General features: G+C 70.8%; 16 protein-coding genes. 9 read left to right on the forward strand and 7 right to left on the reverse strand.

What is annotated here, in order from left to right; all coding sequences use genetic code 11:
- Positions 1-11: 11 nt before the first annotated feature.
- The gene (locus tag AB0J87_RS30015) at positions 12-1,148 is read right to left on the reverse strand and encodes a sugar ABC transporter substrate-binding protein (protein ID WP_363970451.1); all 1,137 of its coding nucleotides are present in this window, start codon (positions 1,146-1,148) and stop codon (positions 12-14) included.
- Positions 1,149-1,382: 234 nt separating this feature from the next.
- On the opposite strand from AB0J87_RS30015, the gene AB0J87_RS30020 reads away from it, so the two are divergent.
- From AB0J87_RS30020 to AB0J87_RS30030, 3 genes are all read left to right on the forward strand, one after another.
- Positions 1,383-2,534, forward strand: a complete 1,152-nt coding sequence (locus tag AB0J87_RS30020; protein WP_363970453.1) for an ROK family protein — start codon at positions 1,383-1,385, stop codon at positions 2,532-2,534.
- Positions 2,535-2,620: 86 nt separating this feature from the next.
- Positions 2,621-3,031, forward strand: a complete 411-nt coding sequence (locus tag AB0J87_RS30025; protein ID WP_363970455.1) for a VOC family protein — start codon at positions 2,621-2,623, stop codon at positions 3,029-3,031.
- A gap of 9 nt (positions 3,032-3,040) precedes the next feature.
- Complete coding sequence (locus tag AB0J87_RS30030; protein ID WP_363970457.1) at positions 3,041-3,496, forward strand: nitroreductase family deazaflavin-dependent oxidoreductase; 456 nt, start codon at positions 3,041-3,043, stop codon at positions 3,494-3,496.
- A gap of 2 nt (positions 3,497-3,498) precedes the next feature.
- Here the strand turns inward: AB0J87_RS30030 and AB0J87_RS30035 are convergent, their stop codons facing one another.
- From AB0J87_RS30035 to AB0J87_RS30045, 3 genes are read right to left on the reverse strand one after another with little or no spacing between them, the layout of a single operon-like run.
- Positions 3,499-4,329 carry a carbohydrate ABC transporter permease gene (locus tag AB0J87_RS30035; protein WP_350726020.1) on the reverse strand — a complete coding sequence of 277 codons (831 nt, stop codon included), beginning with the start codon at positions 4,327-4,329 and terminating at the stop codon, positions 3,499-3,501.
- Complete coding sequence (locus AB0J87_RS30040) at positions 4,319-5,218, reverse strand: sugar ABC transporter permease (RefSeq protein WP_363971078.1); 900 nt, start codon at positions 5,216-5,218, stop codon at positions 4,319-4,321. The genes AB0J87_RS30035 and AB0J87_RS30040 overlap by 11 nt, the downstream gene beginning before the upstream one ends.
- Positions 5,185-6,444, reverse strand: coding sequence for an extracellular solute-binding protein (locus AB0J87_RS30045; protein WP_363970459.1), 1,260 nt, complete (start codon positions 6,442-6,444; stop codon positions 5,185-5,187). The genes AB0J87_RS30040 and AB0J87_RS30045 overlap by 34 nt, the downstream gene beginning before the upstream one ends.
- Positions 6,445-6,596: 152 nt before the next feature.
- Here AB0J87_RS30045 and AB0J87_RS30050 point away from each other — a divergent pair, with 152 nt between their 5' ends.
- The 6 genes from AB0J87_RS30050 to AB0J87_RS30075 all read left to right on the forward strand — a co-directional run bounded on the left by AB0J87_RS30050 (position 6,597) and on the right by AB0J87_RS30075 (position 14,096).
- Entirely contained in the window at positions 6,597-8,885 is a 2,289-nt protein-coding gene (locus AB0J87_RS30050) for a glycoside hydrolase family 95-like protein (protein ID WP_363970461.1), read from the forward strand.
- 59 nt (positions 8,886-8,944) lie between these two features.
- Entirely contained in the window at positions 8,945-10,642 is a 1,698-nt protein-coding gene (locus tag AB0J87_RS30055; RefSeq protein WP_363970463.1) for a sensor histidine kinase, read from the forward strand.
- Positions 10,633-11,280, forward strand: coding sequence for a response regulator transcription factor (locus AB0J87_RS30060; RefSeq protein ID WP_350726012.1), 648 nt, complete (start codon positions 10,633-10,635; stop codon positions 11,278-11,280). Before AB0J87_RS30055 ends, AB0J87_RS30060 begins: the two co-directional genes overlap by 10 nt.
- Positions 11,281-11,374: 94 nt before the next feature.
- On the forward strand, positions 11,375-12,463 hold the full coding sequence (locus tag AB0J87_RS30065; RefSeq protein ID WP_363970464.1) for a hypothetical protein: 1,089 nt from the start codon (positions 11,375-11,377) through the stop codon (positions 12,461-12,463).
- Positions 12,460-13,719 (forward strand): hypothetical protein, encoded by a 1,260-nt coding sequence (locus AB0J87_RS30070; protein WP_363970466.1) that lies wholly within the window; start codon positions 12,460-12,462, stop codon positions 13,717-13,719. The genes AB0J87_RS30065 and AB0J87_RS30070 overlap by 4 nt, the downstream gene beginning before the upstream one ends.
- Positions 13,716-14,096: a hypothetical protein gene (locus AB0J87_RS30075; RefSeq protein WP_350726006.1), complete on the forward strand. Its 381-nt coding sequence runs from the start codon at positions 13,716-13,718 to the stop codon at positions 14,094-14,096. The genes AB0J87_RS30070 and AB0J87_RS30075 overlap by 4 nt, the downstream gene beginning before the upstream one ends.
- Before the next feature lie 88 nt (positions 14,097-14,184).
- On the opposite strand, the gene AB0J87_RS30080 is transcribed toward AB0J87_RS30075, so the two are convergent.
- From AB0J87_RS30080 to AB0J87_RS30090, 3 genes are read right to left on the reverse strand one after another with little or no spacing between them, the layout of a single operon-like run.
- Entirely contained in the window at positions 14,185-14,616 is a 432-nt protein-coding gene (locus AB0J87_RS30080; RefSeq protein ID WP_350726004.1) for a MarR family transcriptional regulator, read from the reverse strand.
- Between the two features lies 1 nt (position 14,617).
- On the reverse strand, positions 14,618-15,052 hold the full coding sequence (locus AB0J87_RS30085) for an SRPBCC family protein (protein WP_363970469.1): 435 nt from the start codon (positions 15,050-15,052) through the stop codon (positions 14,618-14,620).
- Between the two features lie 22 nt (positions 15,053-15,074).
- On the reverse strand, positions 15,075-17,150 hold the full coding sequence (locus AB0J87_RS30090) for a DUF4132 domain-containing protein (RefSeq protein WP_363970470.1): 2,076 nt from the start codon (positions 17,148-17,150) through the stop codon (positions 15,075-15,077).
- Between the last annotated feature and the right edge of the window lie 18 nt (positions 17,151-17,168).

A 17,168-nucleotide genomic window follows, 5' to 3' on the forward strand; every position in this document is an offset into this window, starting at 1 on the left:
GCGCATGCTCGTTACGCCGGTGCCTGCTGCTGGACCTGCTTGAGGACGTCCGCCGCCGTGCCCTGCCCGTTGAAGACCGGCACGCCGTACTGGGCCAGCAGCTTGGACACCTGGTCCCAGCTGGAGGTCGTGCGGAACGGCGTCGCCGAGGCGTTGGCGGCGTCGAGGACCTCCTTGGCGCCCTCGAAGGCGTTCTCGTACCACTTGTTCTGGACGGACTTGCGCGCCGGGTAGGCGCGCCCGATGGTGGCGAGCTGCCCGAGCACGTCGGCGCTGGTCATCACGCTGATCGCCTTGAACGCCTCGTCGGGGTACTGGCACGACTGGGAGATACCGAAGCCGGACCCGGCCGAGTAGGTCTTGGACCCGTTGGGACCGGCGGGGATGGTGGCCAGGCCCACGCCGAACTTGGCCTGCTCCTTGAGCGACAGGACGGCCCAGGGCCCGTTCACCTGCATCGCCACGTTGCCGTTGAGGAACTGGGTGTCGGGGAAGTTGTTGTCCACGCCGGGCACCTTGGGCGCGACCCCGGCCTTGGCGACCAGGTCCGCGTACCACTGGAAGCCGGTCGCCATCGGCTCGGAGGTGAGGGTGAGCTTGCCGGACGCGTCCACCGGCTCCGCGCCGGTCTGCGACAGGATCATCGAGAACATCGGCAGGTCGATGGGGTAGGCCACGAAGCCGTACTTGCCGCCGGTGGTCAGCTTCTTGGCCGTGGCCTCGAAGTCGGCCATGCTCCAGCCGACCTTCGGCGCTGCCACGCCGGCCGCCTTGAACATGTCCTTGTTGTAGGTGACGATCAGCGAGCCGACGTCGTACGGCAGGGCGTACTGCTTGCCGCCGGAGGCCAGCCCGGCCATGATCGAGGAGTCGAAGTCGCCTGTGTCCAGGCTGTTCTTCTTGACCAGCTCGTCCAGCGGCAGCATGCCGTTGACGTAGCCGCCGGTGCGCAGGCTCTGCATGGAGACGATGCACGGCGCGCTGCCGCCGGCCAGGCGGGTGCCGAGCTTGGTGAAGTAGTCGTTGAACGGAGAGGTCTCCAGCGTGATCTTGATGTTCGGGTATTTCTTGGTGACCTCGTCGGCCACCTTCTGCCAGGCGTCGCGGTCCTCCGTGCCGGAGGCCCACATCGACCAGGTGAGCGTCACCGCTCCGTTGCTCGCCTTGCTGCCGCCTGATGACTGCTGACCGCCGTTGTCCCCACAACCGGCGGTGACTCCCCCCGCGATGACCACCGCTACGGCGACTGCCAATGATCGCCGACCGCCATGCATCCGCCTGCCCATCGCAGCTCCACTCAATAAGCTCGGGGCCGAGTTAATAATTGTGAAACTTAGGCGTCGCGCTCTGTAGTGTCAATGAGATCGAGGTGGAAATATCCGATGACTGCTCGTCGAGTCGCCCCTCGCGGAGATCTGACCCGCGTCGAGATCCTGGCGCTGCTCGGCACCGCGGGAGCCCTGGACCGCCGCCAGATCGCGGCCCGCCTCCGGCTCGGCGACGCGACCGTGCACGAGCATACGCGACGCCTGCTGGCCTGCGGCTACCTGCGGACCCTCGCCCCGCAGGCCGGGGCCGTCGGCAGGCCTCGCATCCCGCTCCAGGTGGTGCCCGAGGCCGCCGCGACCATGGGTGTACGGGTCGCCACCGACCATGTCGTCACCGTCGTCGCGGGTCTGGACGGTCGCGTGATCACATCCGATGTATCACCCTTCGACTGCCGTTCCGATCCGATCCCTCAGCTGCTCGCGGTGATCAACCACCGGCTGGCCGACCCCACCTTGGGGCCCAGGTTGCGGGCCGTGGGAGTGGTCACTCCGTCCTCTGTCGATTCGGCCACCGGCTATATACGTGTATGTCCCCGATTCGGCTGGAGCGAACTTCCCCTCGGCGAACGGCTGCGCGCCGAGCTGCCGATCCCGGTGCTGGTCGACAACGATCTCCGGGCGAGCACCACCGCCGAGCTCCTGTACCGGACGGGCCGCGAGCACGACGACTTCCTGGTGCTCGGCATCGGCGACGGGGTGGGGCTCGGCGCGGTCCTGCAGCGGCGGGTGCACCGTGGCCCGAGCGGGCTCTCCGGCGAGTTCGGCCACACGCCGGTCGCCACCACCGGACCGCGCTGCGCCTGCGGTGCCCGAGGTTGCCTGGAGACGCTCACCAGCGACGGCGGCATCCTGCGGGCCGCCCGCCGCGCCGGCCTCGCCGAGTCGGCCACCACCATCGAGGAACTCCGCGCGCGCTGGGTCTCCGGCGGCGAGCCGAGGCTGGCGGAGGTCCTCGCCGGGATCGGCACCGTGCTCGGGCGGGCCGTCGCCGGCGTCGTCAACCTGCTCGGCACGCCCACCATCGCGGTCATCGGCGAGAACCACGTCCTCTGGCCGGGGCTGGAGCCGGGGTTCCTCGCCGCGATGCGGACCAGCCGGGTCACCGCCGCCCACCGCGTTCAGGTGATCGTCCGTCCCTGGAGCGACGCCCAGCACGCCCTGGGCGCCGCCGGCCTGGCCCTCGCCGCCCCGGAGACCCTCGGCTGACCGTTCGCCTGACCGTTCACCTGACCACGGCGAACGGTCAGGAATGGAGAAGCGCCGGTCACCGGGCCGCAACTAGCGTCGTCGCCATGGACTTCACCATTCACCAGACGTTCCTCCCGCACAACGACCCGGAGGCCTCCCTGGCCTTCTACCGCGACAATCTGGGCTTCGAGGTCCGCAACGACGTCGGCGACGGCACGATGCGCTGGATCACGGTCGGCCCCGCCGGCCAGCCCGGCACGTCCGTCGTCCTGCACCCGGCCGGCGCCGAACCCGGCATCACCGACGACGAGCGCCGCACCATCCTCGAGATGATGGCCAAGGGCACCTACGCCCGCATGATCGTGGCCACCGCCGACCTCGACGGCGCCTTCGCGCGGCTGCGGGACGGCGGGGCCGAGGTCGTCCAGGAGCCGGCCGAGCAGCCGTGGGGGATCCGCGACTGCGCCTTCCGCGACCCCGCGGGCAACATGATCCGCGTCAACGAGCTGGGCTGAGGGGCACCGATGACACAGCAGCAGCAGCGCAAGAGCGGTACGCCCGGGCCGATGTCACGGTGGATCCAGCGGAAGATGAACGCCCGGATGAGTCGCAAGATCCGGCGCGGCCAGGGCTCGTTCATGGGCATGGACGTGCTGATCCTGAACACGGTGGGCCGCCTGAGCGGGCAGCCGCGGCAGTCGCCCCTGGCGTGGTTCGCCGACGGCGAGGACGCCTGGCTGATCGTCGCGTCGGGCGGCGGGGGCCGACACCCGGACTGGCACGCCAACCTGATGGCGCACCCCGAGCGGGCGTCGGTCGAGCTCCCCGGCCGCGACGCCGTGCCGGTGACGCCGCACCGGCTCGACGGCGCCGAGCGCGCGCAGGCATGGCAGCGCATCACCGCCGCCCAGCCCCGCTACGCCAAGTACCAGGCCAAATCCGACCGCGAGTACCCGGTGATCCGGCTCACCCCGCGGTGACGTCACCCCTTGAGGCCGGTGGTCGAGATGCCCTCGGTGATGCGCCGCTGGAAGATCAGGAAGAAGCCCAGGATGGGGATCAGCGACAGCACCGCCATCGCGAGCATCGGCCCCCAGGTGGAGCCGCCGCTGGAGTCGAGGAACGCCCTGAGCGCCAGGGGCACCGTGTACGTGGACACGTCGCTCAGATAGACGAGTTGGCTGAAGAAGTCGTCCCAGGTCCAGATGAAGGTGAAGATCGCGGTCGTGATCAGCGCCGGCCGGGACAGCGGCAGGATGATCCGCCAGTACACCAGGACGGGCCCGCACCCGTCGATGCGGGCGGCGTCGTCCAGCTCGCGCGGCAACGACCGGATGAACTGCACCATCAGGAAGATGAAGAACCCGTCCACCGCCAGGAACTTCGGCACGATGAGCGGCAGGAACGTGTCCACCCAGCCCAGATACTTGAACAGCGTGTACTGCGGCACGATCAGTACGTGGATGGGCAGCATGATCGACCCCAGCATGATCGCGAACCAGAGCTTCCTGAACCGGAAGCTCAGGCGGGCGAAGGCGAAGGCCGCCATCGAGCACGACATCACGTTCCCGGCCACGGCCGCCGCGGCGATGACGAACGAGTTCGCGAAGAACCCGCTGAAGGGCACGCCCAGCGCGGTCCACCCGGTGGCGTAGTTGTCCGCGACCACGGTCTCCGGCACCAGCCCGGGATCGGTGAAGATCTCGTCGTTGGGCTTGAACGAGGAGCTGATCAGCCAGAACAGCGGATAGAGCATGACGAGCGCCCCCACCACGACCAGCAGGTGGAGGGCCCAGCGGCGGCTAGTCGGCATAGTGCACCCAGTACTTCGAGGAGCGGAAGGCCAGCGCGGTGAAGGCCGCGGTCACCAGGAGGAGCACCCAGGCCAGCGCGGAGGCGTAGCCCATCCGGAAGTTCCCGAACCCCTCCTGGTAGATGAAGAGCGTGTAGAAGAGCGTGGAGTCGGCCGGTCCGCCGATGCCGCCGCTGATGATGAAGGCGGGGGTGAAGGCCTTGAAGGCGTTCACCGTCTGCAGCACGAGGTTGAAGAAGATGATCGGGCTGAGCATGGGCAGCGTGATGCGGAAGAACGCGCGCACCTTCCCGGCGCCGTCCACCGCGGCGGCGTCGTAGAGCTCGGCGGGGATCTGCTTCAGCCCGGCCAGGAAGATCAGCATGGGGGAGCCGAACTGCCAGATGTGCAGCAGGACCAGCGTGTAGATCGCGTACTCGGGCGTGGAGATCCAGCTCGGCCCCACGATCCCGAAGTAGCTCAGGGCGTCGTTGATCAGGCCGTCCGCGCCGAAGATCTGCCGCCACAGGATCGCCACCGCGACGCTGCCGCCCAGCAGCGACGGCAGGTAGTAGGCGGCGCGGTAGACCCCGACGCCCCGTACGGGCCTGTTCAGCAGCACGGCGACCAGGAGCGCGAAGGCGCCGGACAACGGCACGGAGAACACGACGTAGATCAGCGTGACCCGTACGGCGTTGACGAAGTGCGGGTCGTCGGTGAGCATCCTGGCGTAGTTGTCCAGCCCCACGAAGGACGGGGCGGTGAGCAGGTCGAAGTCGGTGAACGAGAGGGCCAGCGAGGCCAGGATCGGCCCGCCGGTCAGCAGGAGCAGCCCGGCGAACCACGGCAGCAGGAACAGGTAGGCCGCGCGTCCCTCTACTTGAGCACTCGTCGAGCTTCTTCGAAGAATCGGGACACCCCCTGCTCGATCGTGAGCTTGCCGAAGCCGATCTGCTGGTTGATGTTGGTGAGCACCTTGTTGTGCAGCTCCCCGGCGCCGAGCGGCTGTGGCGGCGGCAGCGGGCCGACCTGGTCCTTGATCGAGTCGATGTAGTCGTAGACCGGTTGCTCGGACGGCGACGCCTTGGGCCGCAGCGCGGCGCGGATCGGGGTCGCGGGCGGGATGCCGCGCTCCGACCCGAGCCGGCCGGCCACGTCCGGGTCCGCGACGAGCGCGTTGACCAGGGCCACCGCGTCGTCCTTGGCCTTGCTCCCGGAGCTGACGGTCAGCAGCATGGACGGTTTGTAGTACTGGCCGGGCTTGTCGCCGGTCGGGAGGGTGTGGACGCCGACCTCGTCCTTGGTGAGCGACATGTAGGCGGTGAGCTGGTTGGACCAGGCGAAGTCCATGACCGCCTTGCGGGTGGCGACCAGGCTGTTCTGCACGTCGCCCGCCGCGGTGGCCTGGACGTCCGGCGGCGTGGCCGCGCCCGCCTTGCGCAGGCCGTCCCAGAAGGTGAACCACTCCTTGAGGTCGTCCTCGTCGTAGGCGAGCCCGCCGTCGGCGGTGAAGAACATCTTGCCCCGCTCCAGCAGCCAGTTCTCCAGCGCACCGCCGTCCTGGGCGCCGTCCTCGGTGCCGAAGACGCCCTTCCCGGCCAGCTTCTTGGCCAGCTCGCCGTACTCGGGCCAGGTGAAGGTCTCGGGGATCTCCACGCCGCGCTCGGCCGCCAGGGTCTTGTTGACGATGAGGGCCGTGGAGTTGATGCCGAAGTTCACGGCGTACTGCTTGCCGTCGATCTTGCCGGCGTTCACCACGTCGGGGTCGAAGCCGGACAGGTCCAGGCCCTTGCCGACGTACGGGCCCAGGTCCAGCAGGCTGCCGCGCCTGGCGTACTCGCCGAGGTAGGAGTAGTCCATCTGGATCACGTCGGGGGCGTTGCCGCCCGCGGTCTGGGTGGCCAGCTTCTCCCAGTAGCCCTCCCAGCCGGAGAACTGGGTCTTGACCTGGATGCCGGGCTTCTTCTTCTTGAACGCGTCGATGGCCTTCTGCGTCGCGGTGTGCCGCGTCGTACTGCCCCACCAGGCGAACTGGAGGCCGGTACCCGAGCCTCCGCCTCCGGCGCAGCCGGTCAGGGCGAGGGCGGCCGCGGTGACGCCGGCCTGGAGGAATCCACGTCTGCTGAGCTCTCTCATGCGGGGGGTCCATCCGTTATCAAATATTTAACTGGGGACGTTAATTGGCGGGTAACACGACGTCAACGCCACGGGTCAATCGGTTGCGGCTTCGAGACGATCCGACCTCTGGGGGTCTTGACCTTGCCGCTGTCCGGAAATACCGTTCATTGGTGCCCGATACATCCGATCTATTTGCGGCGAGCGAGCCGTCCAGGCGCGAACTCCTCGGCGCCGCGCTGGCCGCTCCCGCGCTCGGCGGCGGCGGCGGTCCGCTGCTCCATGACGAGATCGACTGGGAACGCTTCCTGGCCGACGCCGACCTGGTGTGGAAGCGGATGCCGCAGACCTGGTACGAAGGGCCGTTCCTGGGCAACGGCTTCCTCGGCTCCGGCGTCTACGCGCAGCAGGGCGCCAACGCCGTGCGCTTCACCGTGCAGCACAGCGAGGTCCAGGACCACCGTCCCGAGTACGGCGCGTTGTTCGGCCTGGCCCGGCTGCCCGTCGGCCACCTCACGCTGGAGCCCGTCGGCGCGATCACCGGCGTCGACTGGCGGCTCGACCTGTGGAACGCCGAGCTGACCGGCGCCATCACCACCTCCTCCGGCAGCCTGGAGATCAGGGCGTTGATCCACAACGACCGCTCCGTACTGGCCGTCGAGGTCTTACCCAGCGACGGCGAGCGCGACTTCCGGTGGACCTTCCACCCCGAGGAGGCCGTCAGCCCCCGCGCCGACCCGATCTTCAACCGGCCGCCTCCGCCCGGCTACACGGCCAACCCCGCCCCGTCCGTGACCCGCCACGACGACCTGGAGCTGATCACCCAGCCGCTGCTGTCCGGCGGCGGGCACGCGACGGCCTGGCAGGAGGTGCGGCGCGGCGCACGGCGTACCCTCTACGCCGCGGTCGCCTGGTCGTTCCCGCGGGACACGGCGGGCGACGAGGCGGTCAGATCGGTACGCTCCGCGGCCCGGCTGCCCGTCGAGGCGCTGGCCGCCGACCACCGGCGATGGTGGCACGGCTACTACCGCAAGAGCTTCCTGTCGCTGCCCGACCAGCGGACGCAGAGCTTCTACTGGATCCAGCTCTACAAGGTCGCCGCCGCCGCGCGCGGGGACGCGCCGCCGATGGCGACCACCGGCCCGTGGCTGGAGCCGACGCCGTGGCCGGCCACCTGGTGGAACCTCAACGTGCAGCTCGAATACTGGCTGATCCACGGCTCGAACCACCTGGAGCTGGACGCGGTCACCAGGAGCCTGTCGCGGTACCGGCAGAACCTCGTCGACCAGGTGACGTTCCCCGAGGACTCCGCGGGCATCCCGCGTACCACGGACATGACGCTCGACAACGGCTCCGGCCTCGGCAACAGCGGCTACCCGGTGGGCGTCCCCGGCCAGGCCACCCCCGTGCCCGAGGTCGGCAACCTGACCTGGGCGCTGCACAACGTCTGGCTGTCCTACCGGCACACGATGGACACCCGGATCGTGCGGGACGTGCTGTTCCCGCTGCTGCGCCGGGCGATCAACTACTACCTGCACTTCCTGGAGCCGGGCTCCGACGGAAAGCTGCACCTGCCCGCCACGTTCTCCCCGGAGTACGGGGTCAACGCGCCGGACACGAACTACGACCTGGCGCTGATCCGCTGGGGCTGCCGGACGCTCGTCGAGTCGGCGCGCCTGCTGCGCGTGCGTGACCCGCTGCTGCCGAAGTGGCAGGACGTGCTGGCGAACCTGGCCGGCTACCCGATCGACGAGAACGGCTTCATGATCGGAGCGGGCGCCCCCTTCGCCAAGTCGCACCGGCACTACTCCCACCTCCTGATGATCTATCCCCTGTACCTGGTCACGTGGGAGCAGGAGGACCGGCGCGCGCTCATCGAGAGGTCGCTCAAGCACTGGATCAGCTTCGAGGGCGCCCTGCAGGGCTACAGCTTCACCGGCGCGGCCTCGATCTCCGCGCAGATGTCGCGCGGCGACGACGCCCACTTCTACCTCGACGAGCTGCTGCGCCGCTTCGTCCAGCCCAACACGATGTACAAGGAGAGCGGCCCCGTCATCGAGACGCCGCTGTCCGCCGCCCAGTCCGTGCACGACATGATCTGCCAGAGCTGGGACGGCGTCATCAGGGTCCTGCCCGCCATGCCGGCCGCCTGGCCCGACGTCACCGTGCACAACTTCCTGACGCAGGGGGCGTTCCTGCTGTCGGCCGCCCGCCGTGGCGGCCGTACCGACTTCGTACGGCTGGTCTCGCTGGCCGGGGCGCCGTGCCGCGTCCGCACCGGCATCGACGGCCCCTTCACCGTACGGAGCGACGGCCGCAAGGTGCCGTGGCGGACGCTGCCCGGCGGGGACCTCGAGCTCGACCTGCGCCGTGGCGAAGAGGTCCTGATCCAGGCCCGGGGCGACGCGGTCATCCGCCCGGTGACCCCGGCGAACCAGGCCCGCTGGGGCCTGCCGGCCTAGGGTCCGATCCGTCCGCATTCCGGATGGTTCGCCCGTACAATCCCCATCGGGGGTGGGCGATGGCGACACGTTCCAGGGGCACCACCGCGTTACTCGCCGTCGTGGCGGGAGGGGTTTGGCTGCTGGTCGTCAACGCCCTGGGGGCCAGCCCGGGCGCCATCTGGCGGCACAGCCCGATATTCGTGCTCGGCGCGCTGGCCGGCGTCTCCTTCCTCGCGGGCGGGATCGTGGCCTGGCGGGAGCATCCGCGTAACCAGGTCGGCCCGCTCATGGCCGTGCTCGGGGTCGCCTGGATCCCCCAGCAGGTGCTGTTCTTCCCCGGACAGCACCTGTGGGCGCTGGCGCTGTGCGGCCTGTGGGCGGGGATGGCCTGCCACCTGTTCCTCGCCTTCCCCACCGGCCGGCTGGACCTGGTGTCGTACAAGGTGGTGACCGGCCTGGCCTACGTCCTGGCCCTCGTGCTGCCCACGGCCAAGGCCCTCATGCGCTTTCCGATGCCCGTGCCGCTCCGGAATTTCACCGACGCGCTCGACGCCTCGTCCTGGCAGCTGACCGTCCTCATGTCGGGCATGGTGCTCGCTCTCAAGGTCAAGCGCTGGCGTCAGGCCAGCATGGCGCAGCGCCGGGCGGTCGCGCCGGTCACCGGCGCGTCGATGGTCGCGACGGTCGCCTTCGCCGTGGACCGCATGGCCGAGCTCTTCGGCCCGAACCCGCTGCAGGCCCCCGTCACGCTCGTCATGCTGGTGTCCTTCATGGCGGTCCCGATGGCGTACCTGGTCGGCCTCATGAGGAGCCGGATGGACCACGGCCGGGTGGCCGACCTCGTGGTACGCCTGAGCAGGCGCGAACGGCGGGGCACGCTGCGCGACGAGCTGGCCGCCACCCTGCGGGACCCCGGGCTGGCCGTGGGCTACTGGACGGCCGAGCAGGACAGGTACGTGGACGCCGACGGCCGCCCGGTCGACCTGAACCCGGGGCCGAGCAGGGTCGTCACCCGCGTCGACCAGGGCGAGGCGCCGCTCGCCGTACTCGTGCACGACGTCGCCCTCCTCGAACAGCCCCTTCTCGTCGAGGCCGCGTGCGCCGCCGCGGCGCTCGCCCTGGAGAACGAGCGGCTCACCGCGGACCTGCGGGCCCGCCTGCGGCAGCTCGCGGCCTCGCGGCGGCGGATGTTGCAGTGGGGCGAGGCCGAGCGCCGCAGGTTCGAACGCGACCTGCACGACGGCGTGCAGCAGCGGCTGCTGTCGGTGGCGATGACGCTCGGGCTGGCCGAGGCCGGCACCGACCCCGGGCGGGCCGCGCCGCTCATCGGCGAGGCCAAGACGGCGGTGCTGGCCGCGCTGGACGACCTGCGCGCGGTCAGCCACGGCATCCACCCGCCGGTGCTGACCGAGCGCGGCCTGTCCGGCGCGGTCAAGGAGCTGGCCGCGGTCGCCCCCATGGCCGTCACCTGCGACCTGGCGCTGGACGAGCCGCTGCCGCAGGCCGTGGAGAGCGCGGCCTACTACATCGTCAACGAGGCCCTGGCCAACGTGACCAAGCACGCCGCCGCGTCGAAGGCATGGGTACGGCTCTCCCTGGTCGGCCGCCGCCTCCTGGTCGAGGTGGGCGACGACGGCGTGGGCGGGGCCGATCCCGCGCTCGGCTCGGGGCTCGCCGGGCTCGCCGACCGCGCCGAGGCCAACGGCGGCAAGCTCACGATCGACAGCCCACCGGGGAAGGGAACCGTGCTGAAGGTGGTCCTGCCGTGCGCGTAGCGATCTGCGAGGACTCCACGCTGTTCCGCGAGGGCCTGGCCCGGCTGCTGACCGAGGCCGGGTTCGCGGTGGCGGCGTCCGTCGAGCACGCCGACGAGCTGCTCGCCCATGTGGCGAAGGACCCGCCCGACGTGGCCGTGCTCGACATCCGGTTGCCGCCCACGCACACCGACGAGGGCCTGCGCGCCGCGGTCACGCTGCGGGAGCGGCATCCGCAGGTGGGGGTGCTGGTGCTGTCGCAGTACGTACGGGTGAGCTACGCGGTCGAGCTGCTCGGCGGCCGCACGGAGGGCGTGGGCTACCTGCTGAAGGACCGGGTGTCGGACCTGGCCGAGTTCGCCGCGGCCATCCGCCGGGTGGGTTCGGGCGGGTCCGCGCTGGATCCGGTCGTGGTCGAGCAGCTCGTCGGCCGCCACCGGCAGCCCGGCGACCCGCTGCGCATGCTCACCGAGCGGGAGCGCGCCGTGCTGCGGTTGATGGCCGAGGGGCGTACGAACATGGCGATCGCCGAGCTGCTGGTCATCGCCGAGCGCACCGTGGAGAAGCACTGCACCAGCATCTTCGTCAAGCTCGGCCTGGAGGCGAGCCCGCACGACCACCGGCGGGTGCTCGCGGTGCTGCGCTATCTGAACGCCTGAGGGGTGCGGATAACCGTACCTACCGGTGGGTGCCAGCCGGGTTCCGCTTCCGGTGGCCATCGCGAAGGATCGGATCAACGGAAGGAGCATGCTCATGGTGGCAGTGGACGCCGGGGTCCGGCGGCTGCTGGCGGACTCCGGGGAAGCACGTACATGGGTGAGCCCTCGGGCGGACCTGGTCATGGCGTTGCTCGGCGTCTGGTACGGCGTCGGGCTGATGATCGACGCCTGGGCGCACAGCACCCTGGCCGAGTTGGAGACGTTCTTCACGCCGTGGCACGCGGCGTTCTACTCGGGGTTCGCGGCGGTGTCGGGGTGGATCATCTGGCAGGTCTACCGCAACGTGCGCACCGGCCGGAGCGGGCTGGCCGCGGTGCCGAACGGGTACCTGGCGGGGTTGCTCGCCATCCCGGGGTTCGCCGCGTTCGGGTTCGCCGACATGATGTGGCACACGTTCCTGGGCATCGAGCAGACCATCGACATCCTGTTCAGCCCGTCCCACCTGGGGCTGATCCTGACGATGATGCTCATCATCACGACCCCGCTCCGCTCGGCCTGGAGCGCCCCGGACGTCGGGGAGCGGCCCCGGCTGTCGCGGCTGCTGCCGGCGCTGATCGGGCTCGGCTTCGGCGCCACGCTGGTGTCGCTGTTCGTGTCGTACGGCAACGCCATGCAGCGGAGCCCGGACGGCATCGTCCGGGACTTCTCCGCACTGGAGGGCAACGGCGCCGACATCCTGGCCGCATCGATGATCATCACGAACATCATGGTGCTCGCTCCCGTGCTGTTCCTCCTGCGGCGCTGGCAGCTGCCGTTCGGGAGCGCGACCGTGCTGTCCGCGGTCGGCATCCTGATGCCGGGCGCGCAGACGGCCTTCCGCAACCTGCCGATCCTGCTGGCGTTCGTCGCCGCCGGGCTGGTGAGTGACCTGCTGATCCGGTGGCTGCGGCCCTCGCGGGAGCGCCGGGGCGCCTACTGGGCCTTCGCCGGCCTGTCGGCGTTCGCCACCTGGTCCCTGTACATCGCGGTCGCCTCCGTGTTCGCCGGGCGGCTGCCCGTCGTACCCGAGCTCTGGACCGGCGCCCCGATCGTGGCGGGTCTGGTCGGCCTGGCCCTCGGTGCCCTGTTCCTCCCGAACGCGCTGCCCGCGGAGACCGGCGAGTCCGGCGTACGGCGGGCATGATCCGGCTTCTCTGCCTGGTCGGCCTGCTGGTGGTGCTGCTGGCTGCGCCGGCGGCGGCGCACGACGTCAAGGCGGGGGCGGACCTGCGGATCGCGCAGACGATCGCGGGCGCGGAGCTGACCCTCGTGATCAAGGCCACGACCCGGGTGCCGGGGCCGCTGCGCGTCGAGGTGATCGGGTTCCCGTCCGCCCCGACGCTGGACCTGCGGCTCCGGTCGGTGACCGACGGACGGGTCGTGACCGGCACGGTGACGCCGGGCCGCCCCGCCCAGCTGCGGGTCGAGGAGACCGGGCCGCACGAGCTGACCGTCGGCGCCGGGGGCGAGAGCGCGGTGATCCCGTTCCGCGTCCTGGTGGACCGGGGTTCGGGGTGGGAGTTCCTGATCTACGGCGGCCTGTTCGTGGCCGGGCTGCTCCTGGTGGGCGGGCTGCTCACCGGCGCGTTCAACCGGCGCGGCCGATCGGCGTTCGTGGTGACCGCGGTCGCCGCGGCGGGACTCGCGGTGGCCGCGTTGATCGTGATCCTCGACCCCTGGCTGCCCGCCCGGTCGCCGGACGGCGCCGAGCCGCGTCCCACGGACTCGCTGCTCGGCAGGCCGTACGTGCAGCGGGTCGTGACCACGGTCCCCGCCGCCCCGGCGGTGGGCGAGGAGTTCGTGGCGCGCGTGGAGCTGTTCGACGGGTCCACCGGGCGTCCCGTCGACGACCTCACCATCCACCACGAGGCCATGGCCCACCTGGTGGTCACCAGCGAGGACGGCCGTTACTTCCGCCACGTCCATCCGCTGCGCACCGCGCCCGGCCGCCTGGAGGTACGGCTGCGCGCCGACCGCCCCGGCCGCTATCTCACCTACGTCGAGCTCGAACGCACCGACTCCGGCGGCCAGCTCCTCACCGGCTCTTTCACGGTCACCGGGTCGGCGAAGCCCGCGGCCGCGTCCGACCCGGCGATCCAGGACGCCGCCGCCACCGGGACGGTCACGGTGACGCCCGCCGCACCGCAGGCGGGACGGGCGGCCACCGTCGAGGTGGCCACCAGCGGCACGCCGCGGCCGTGGCTCGGGATGGCGGGTCACCTCATCGTGCGCGGCGCGGACGGCGAGTTCCTCGGCCACGTCCACGAGATGGGGACGCCCGGCAGCCGGTTGCGCTTCACGTTCAGCTTCCCCGCGCCGGGCCGCTACCTCGCCTGGGCGCAGTACGCGACGGACCGCGGCATCACCACCGTGCCCTTCACCGTGGAGGTCCCCCGATGAAGCAGGTCAAGGGCCTGAGGCTGCTGATCCTCGGCGGGCTCGTGGCGGTCGTGGCGGCCGCGTTCGTCATCGCCCGCACCTCGGGCCCGGACCCGGTGACCACCACGGGAACCCGCTACGCCGTCACCGTCACGGCCGACCGGAGCGCGGTCGACATCCGGGTGGACAGGGGCGAGGCCGACACGGTCATCGTCGCCGCCGTCATGACCACCATGGGTCACGCGGTGCCCGAGGTCACCGCCAGGAAGGCCGCCCCCGGCCACTTCGTCGCCGAGGGTGACCTGTTCCTCATGAACGGCGCGTGGGAGCTGTCGGTCCGCCTCGCCGGCCGCTCCGGCGAGGAGACCCTCACGCTCAACACTCTCGTCACCGACTAGCTCTCCGGGCCCTTCGGCGGGCTGTCGCAGGACGGCGACGAGGGTCGCGGTTGCCCTCCGGCGAGTTGTCGCAGGACGGTGACGAGGGTCACGGTTGCCCTCCGGCGAGTTGCCGTAGGACGGTGACGAGGCCGGCCGTGTCGGGCACGGCCCGGAAGAACTCGGCATCGGCCCGCTCCACCTCCTCGACGGCCCGCCGGGCCAGGCCGGCACCCTGATCGGTGACCCGCAGCAGGCGGGCGCGGCTGTCGGCGGGATCCGGCTCACGGACGAGCAGGCCCTTTTCCTCCAGCTTGCGCACGACCTGGGAGGTCATCTTGACGTCGGTGTCGGCGAACGTGGCGACGGCGAGCTGATTGGGCAGCTCGCCGTGCCGGTTCAGCCACTCGGTGCTGGCCAGCAGCACGAACTGGACGTGCGTCAGGTCGAAGGGCGCCAGCGCGGCGGCGATGGCCCGCTGCCAGCGCAACGTGGTCCGCCAGAGCAGCAGTCCCGGGCTGTCGTCGGGCGCGAGCGCCATCTCAGGACGCCTCGGCCAGCTTGATCAGGGCGGCCATGGCATCGGGGACGTCGGAGGCGACCATCGGGCCGATCTCCTCGGCGCCCGGGCCGGTGATCTCGACGCGGTGGGTGACGCGGGTGCCGGTCCCGGTCTCCGCCAGCCGGTGGATGAAGCGCAGGGTCAGCTCTCCGACGACGGTCTCGTCGGTGAACAGCTCGCCGGTGACCAGCTCGACGATGCGGAAGCGGACGGTGTCCTGGCCTTCGGGGGTCATGGTGCCCTCGGTGCCCACCTCGAAGGGGCCCTCCAGGTCGATCTGGAGGAGGCTGGTGTCCCATGCGGTCCAGCCGTTGACGTCGGCGTAGAGGGCCCAGACGGCCGCGGCGGGGGCGGGGGTGTCCAGCGTGTGCTCGTAGGCGTACATGCCGCGTTCCTCCTGGAGGATTTGATCCATGCGCAGACTATCTACGCGTAGACTATATCGCCCGGAGCTGGCGGGTGATGGAGGGGTCGGTGATGGCGGTGTCGTTCGCCAGCAGGAAGGCCTTGCTGAGGATGAGCGCCAACCGGCCGTCCTCCTCGAACGGAAGGAACAGCCCGGCCTGGGGGGCTCTTGCGGCGACGATGCACAGGTAGGCGTCGTTGGGTTCCATCAGGATGTTCGCCGACCCCAGGTGGATCTTGTAGGTGCGCAGATCACCGCGTACCACCAGGAAACGGTCGGTCATGGTGCAGCGGTCGGCGATGGTCGTGCGCCCGATCAACCGGGACAGCGCGTCGCGGCGCACCTCGGCGGAGGGCGGCAGGGCCGCGAACGAGCCCGTCCGCCAGTAGTCCCGCAGGTGGTCCGGCCCCTGGTCGGCCCACTGGGGATCACTCGTGATCGAGGCGACGCCCACGAACAGGTCCACGTCCCGCATGGCCTCGCTGAACACCAGCGCGGGAACCTCCGTCAACGGCGCCTGCTGCCACCTGCCCTCGGCCAGCCGTTGGAAGTGGACGGGGCCGGTGCTCGCGTGGTGCTCGTCGTACAGGCCGTGGTCGAAGTACACCCGCCACCGTCCGCTCGCCAGCACCCGATGGGCCTCACCCTGGTAGCCGCCGTCCCACGGCCCGAGGAAGGGCGACTGCCAGCCTCGCTGTTTGAACAGCGCCCGGAGCCTGCGATAGTCCACCACGTGCCCGTCGAACCGGAAGGAGTGGATCCCGGTCTCCTCCTCGGCGGGCGTGAGCAGGTAGACCTCGCGGAAGGCCTGCTTGAACGGCTGGCGCAGCTCCTTGCCCTGCACCACCTCCCGCCAGGCGCGGACCTCCTCCACCGACGCGCGGGCCGGATGCCACAGGCGTACGGGCACGTCCGGCACGCTCATCCCCAGCTCGCCGCGCCACACGCCGGGCGAGACCTCGAACTCCCAGATCAGCCGGTCGACGACCGAGCGGCCCTCCAACTGCCGGTAGGGAGCGGCCTTCTCGCCGGTGTATCCGGCCTCCAGCGCCCTGAACAAGGTCACCTGCTGCTGCATGGTCTGCTTGGCCAGCTCGCGCAGCCGCTTGACCTCGTCCGGGTGCTCCCGCCTGACCGCCGCCGGGACCGCCTTCAGCTTCCTGTCGCCGTGCCACCACGACAGCTCGACCTCGCCGTCGGTCGAGATCACCGCCGTGTGCTCGCCGAACGCCTGCCGTAAGCGCCCGTCGGGCAGTCTGAACGCCACCTCCAGCCGCTCGGCCAGGGCGGGCTCGATGCGCTTGAACATGCGATCCAGCTGCTTGGGCACCCCGGCGTGCCGCGTGACCTGTCGGGCGGCGCGCAGCGCGGAGATCGCCTCGGGCGTCGGGTGATCCCGCACCGCGCGGGCGATCTCGAACAGCAGCCCCTGAGAGGGCAGGGTCCTGGCCTGCGTGGGCGCCACCGCGATCCCGCGCGCCAGCGGGTCCAGCAGGCCGGGCAGCCAGGGCTCGTCCCGGTAGAGCGCCAGCCGTACGGCCCGGCCGAGGGTCGACTTCTCGTCGTCGCCGAACGCCTTCTCCGCCGTGTAGGGAATCTCACCGGCGTGGATCGCCGCGACACGGGCCTCGGCCGCCTCCAGCGCCGTCCGGGCGAAGCCGGGGTAGCCGGGCAGGGCGTCGAGCCATTCGATCACGCCGGGCAGCGACTCCTCCCACCGCACCCGCGTCGCCTCGGCGAACAGCGCCCGGCGTTCCACGTCCCAGCCGAGCAGCATGTCAGTCTCGGCGACCGCGATCGGCCCGCACCTCTCGGCGAGCCGGGCGCTCACTTCGGCGTCCATGCCCGCCAGCCCCGCCGCCACCAGCATGGGGAAGCGTCCGTACGACCATGCGCCGTCCTCCGGCATCAGAAACCCGACCAGCTCGCGGGCCGGCGCGACGAGCTGCTGCCTGGCGCGCTCGTCGACCGCGTACCGCCCCGGTGCCGAGCCGGCGACGCCGGTCAGCCCGACGTTCAGCTGGGAGGCGTCGGGCCAGCGCGTGGGGTCGTTCGCGGTCCCGTTGATCAGATCGAGCAGGCGCTGCGCGAGGGGGGAGAGGTGCATGCCGGTGGGTCCTGTCAG

The sequence above is a fragment of the Nonomuraea sp. NPDC049625 genome, assembly GCF_040675285.1.
GTDB classification, from domain to species: Bacteria; Actinomycetota; Actinomycetes; order Streptosporangiales; family Streptosporangiaceae; genus Nonomuraea; species Nonomuraea angiospora_A.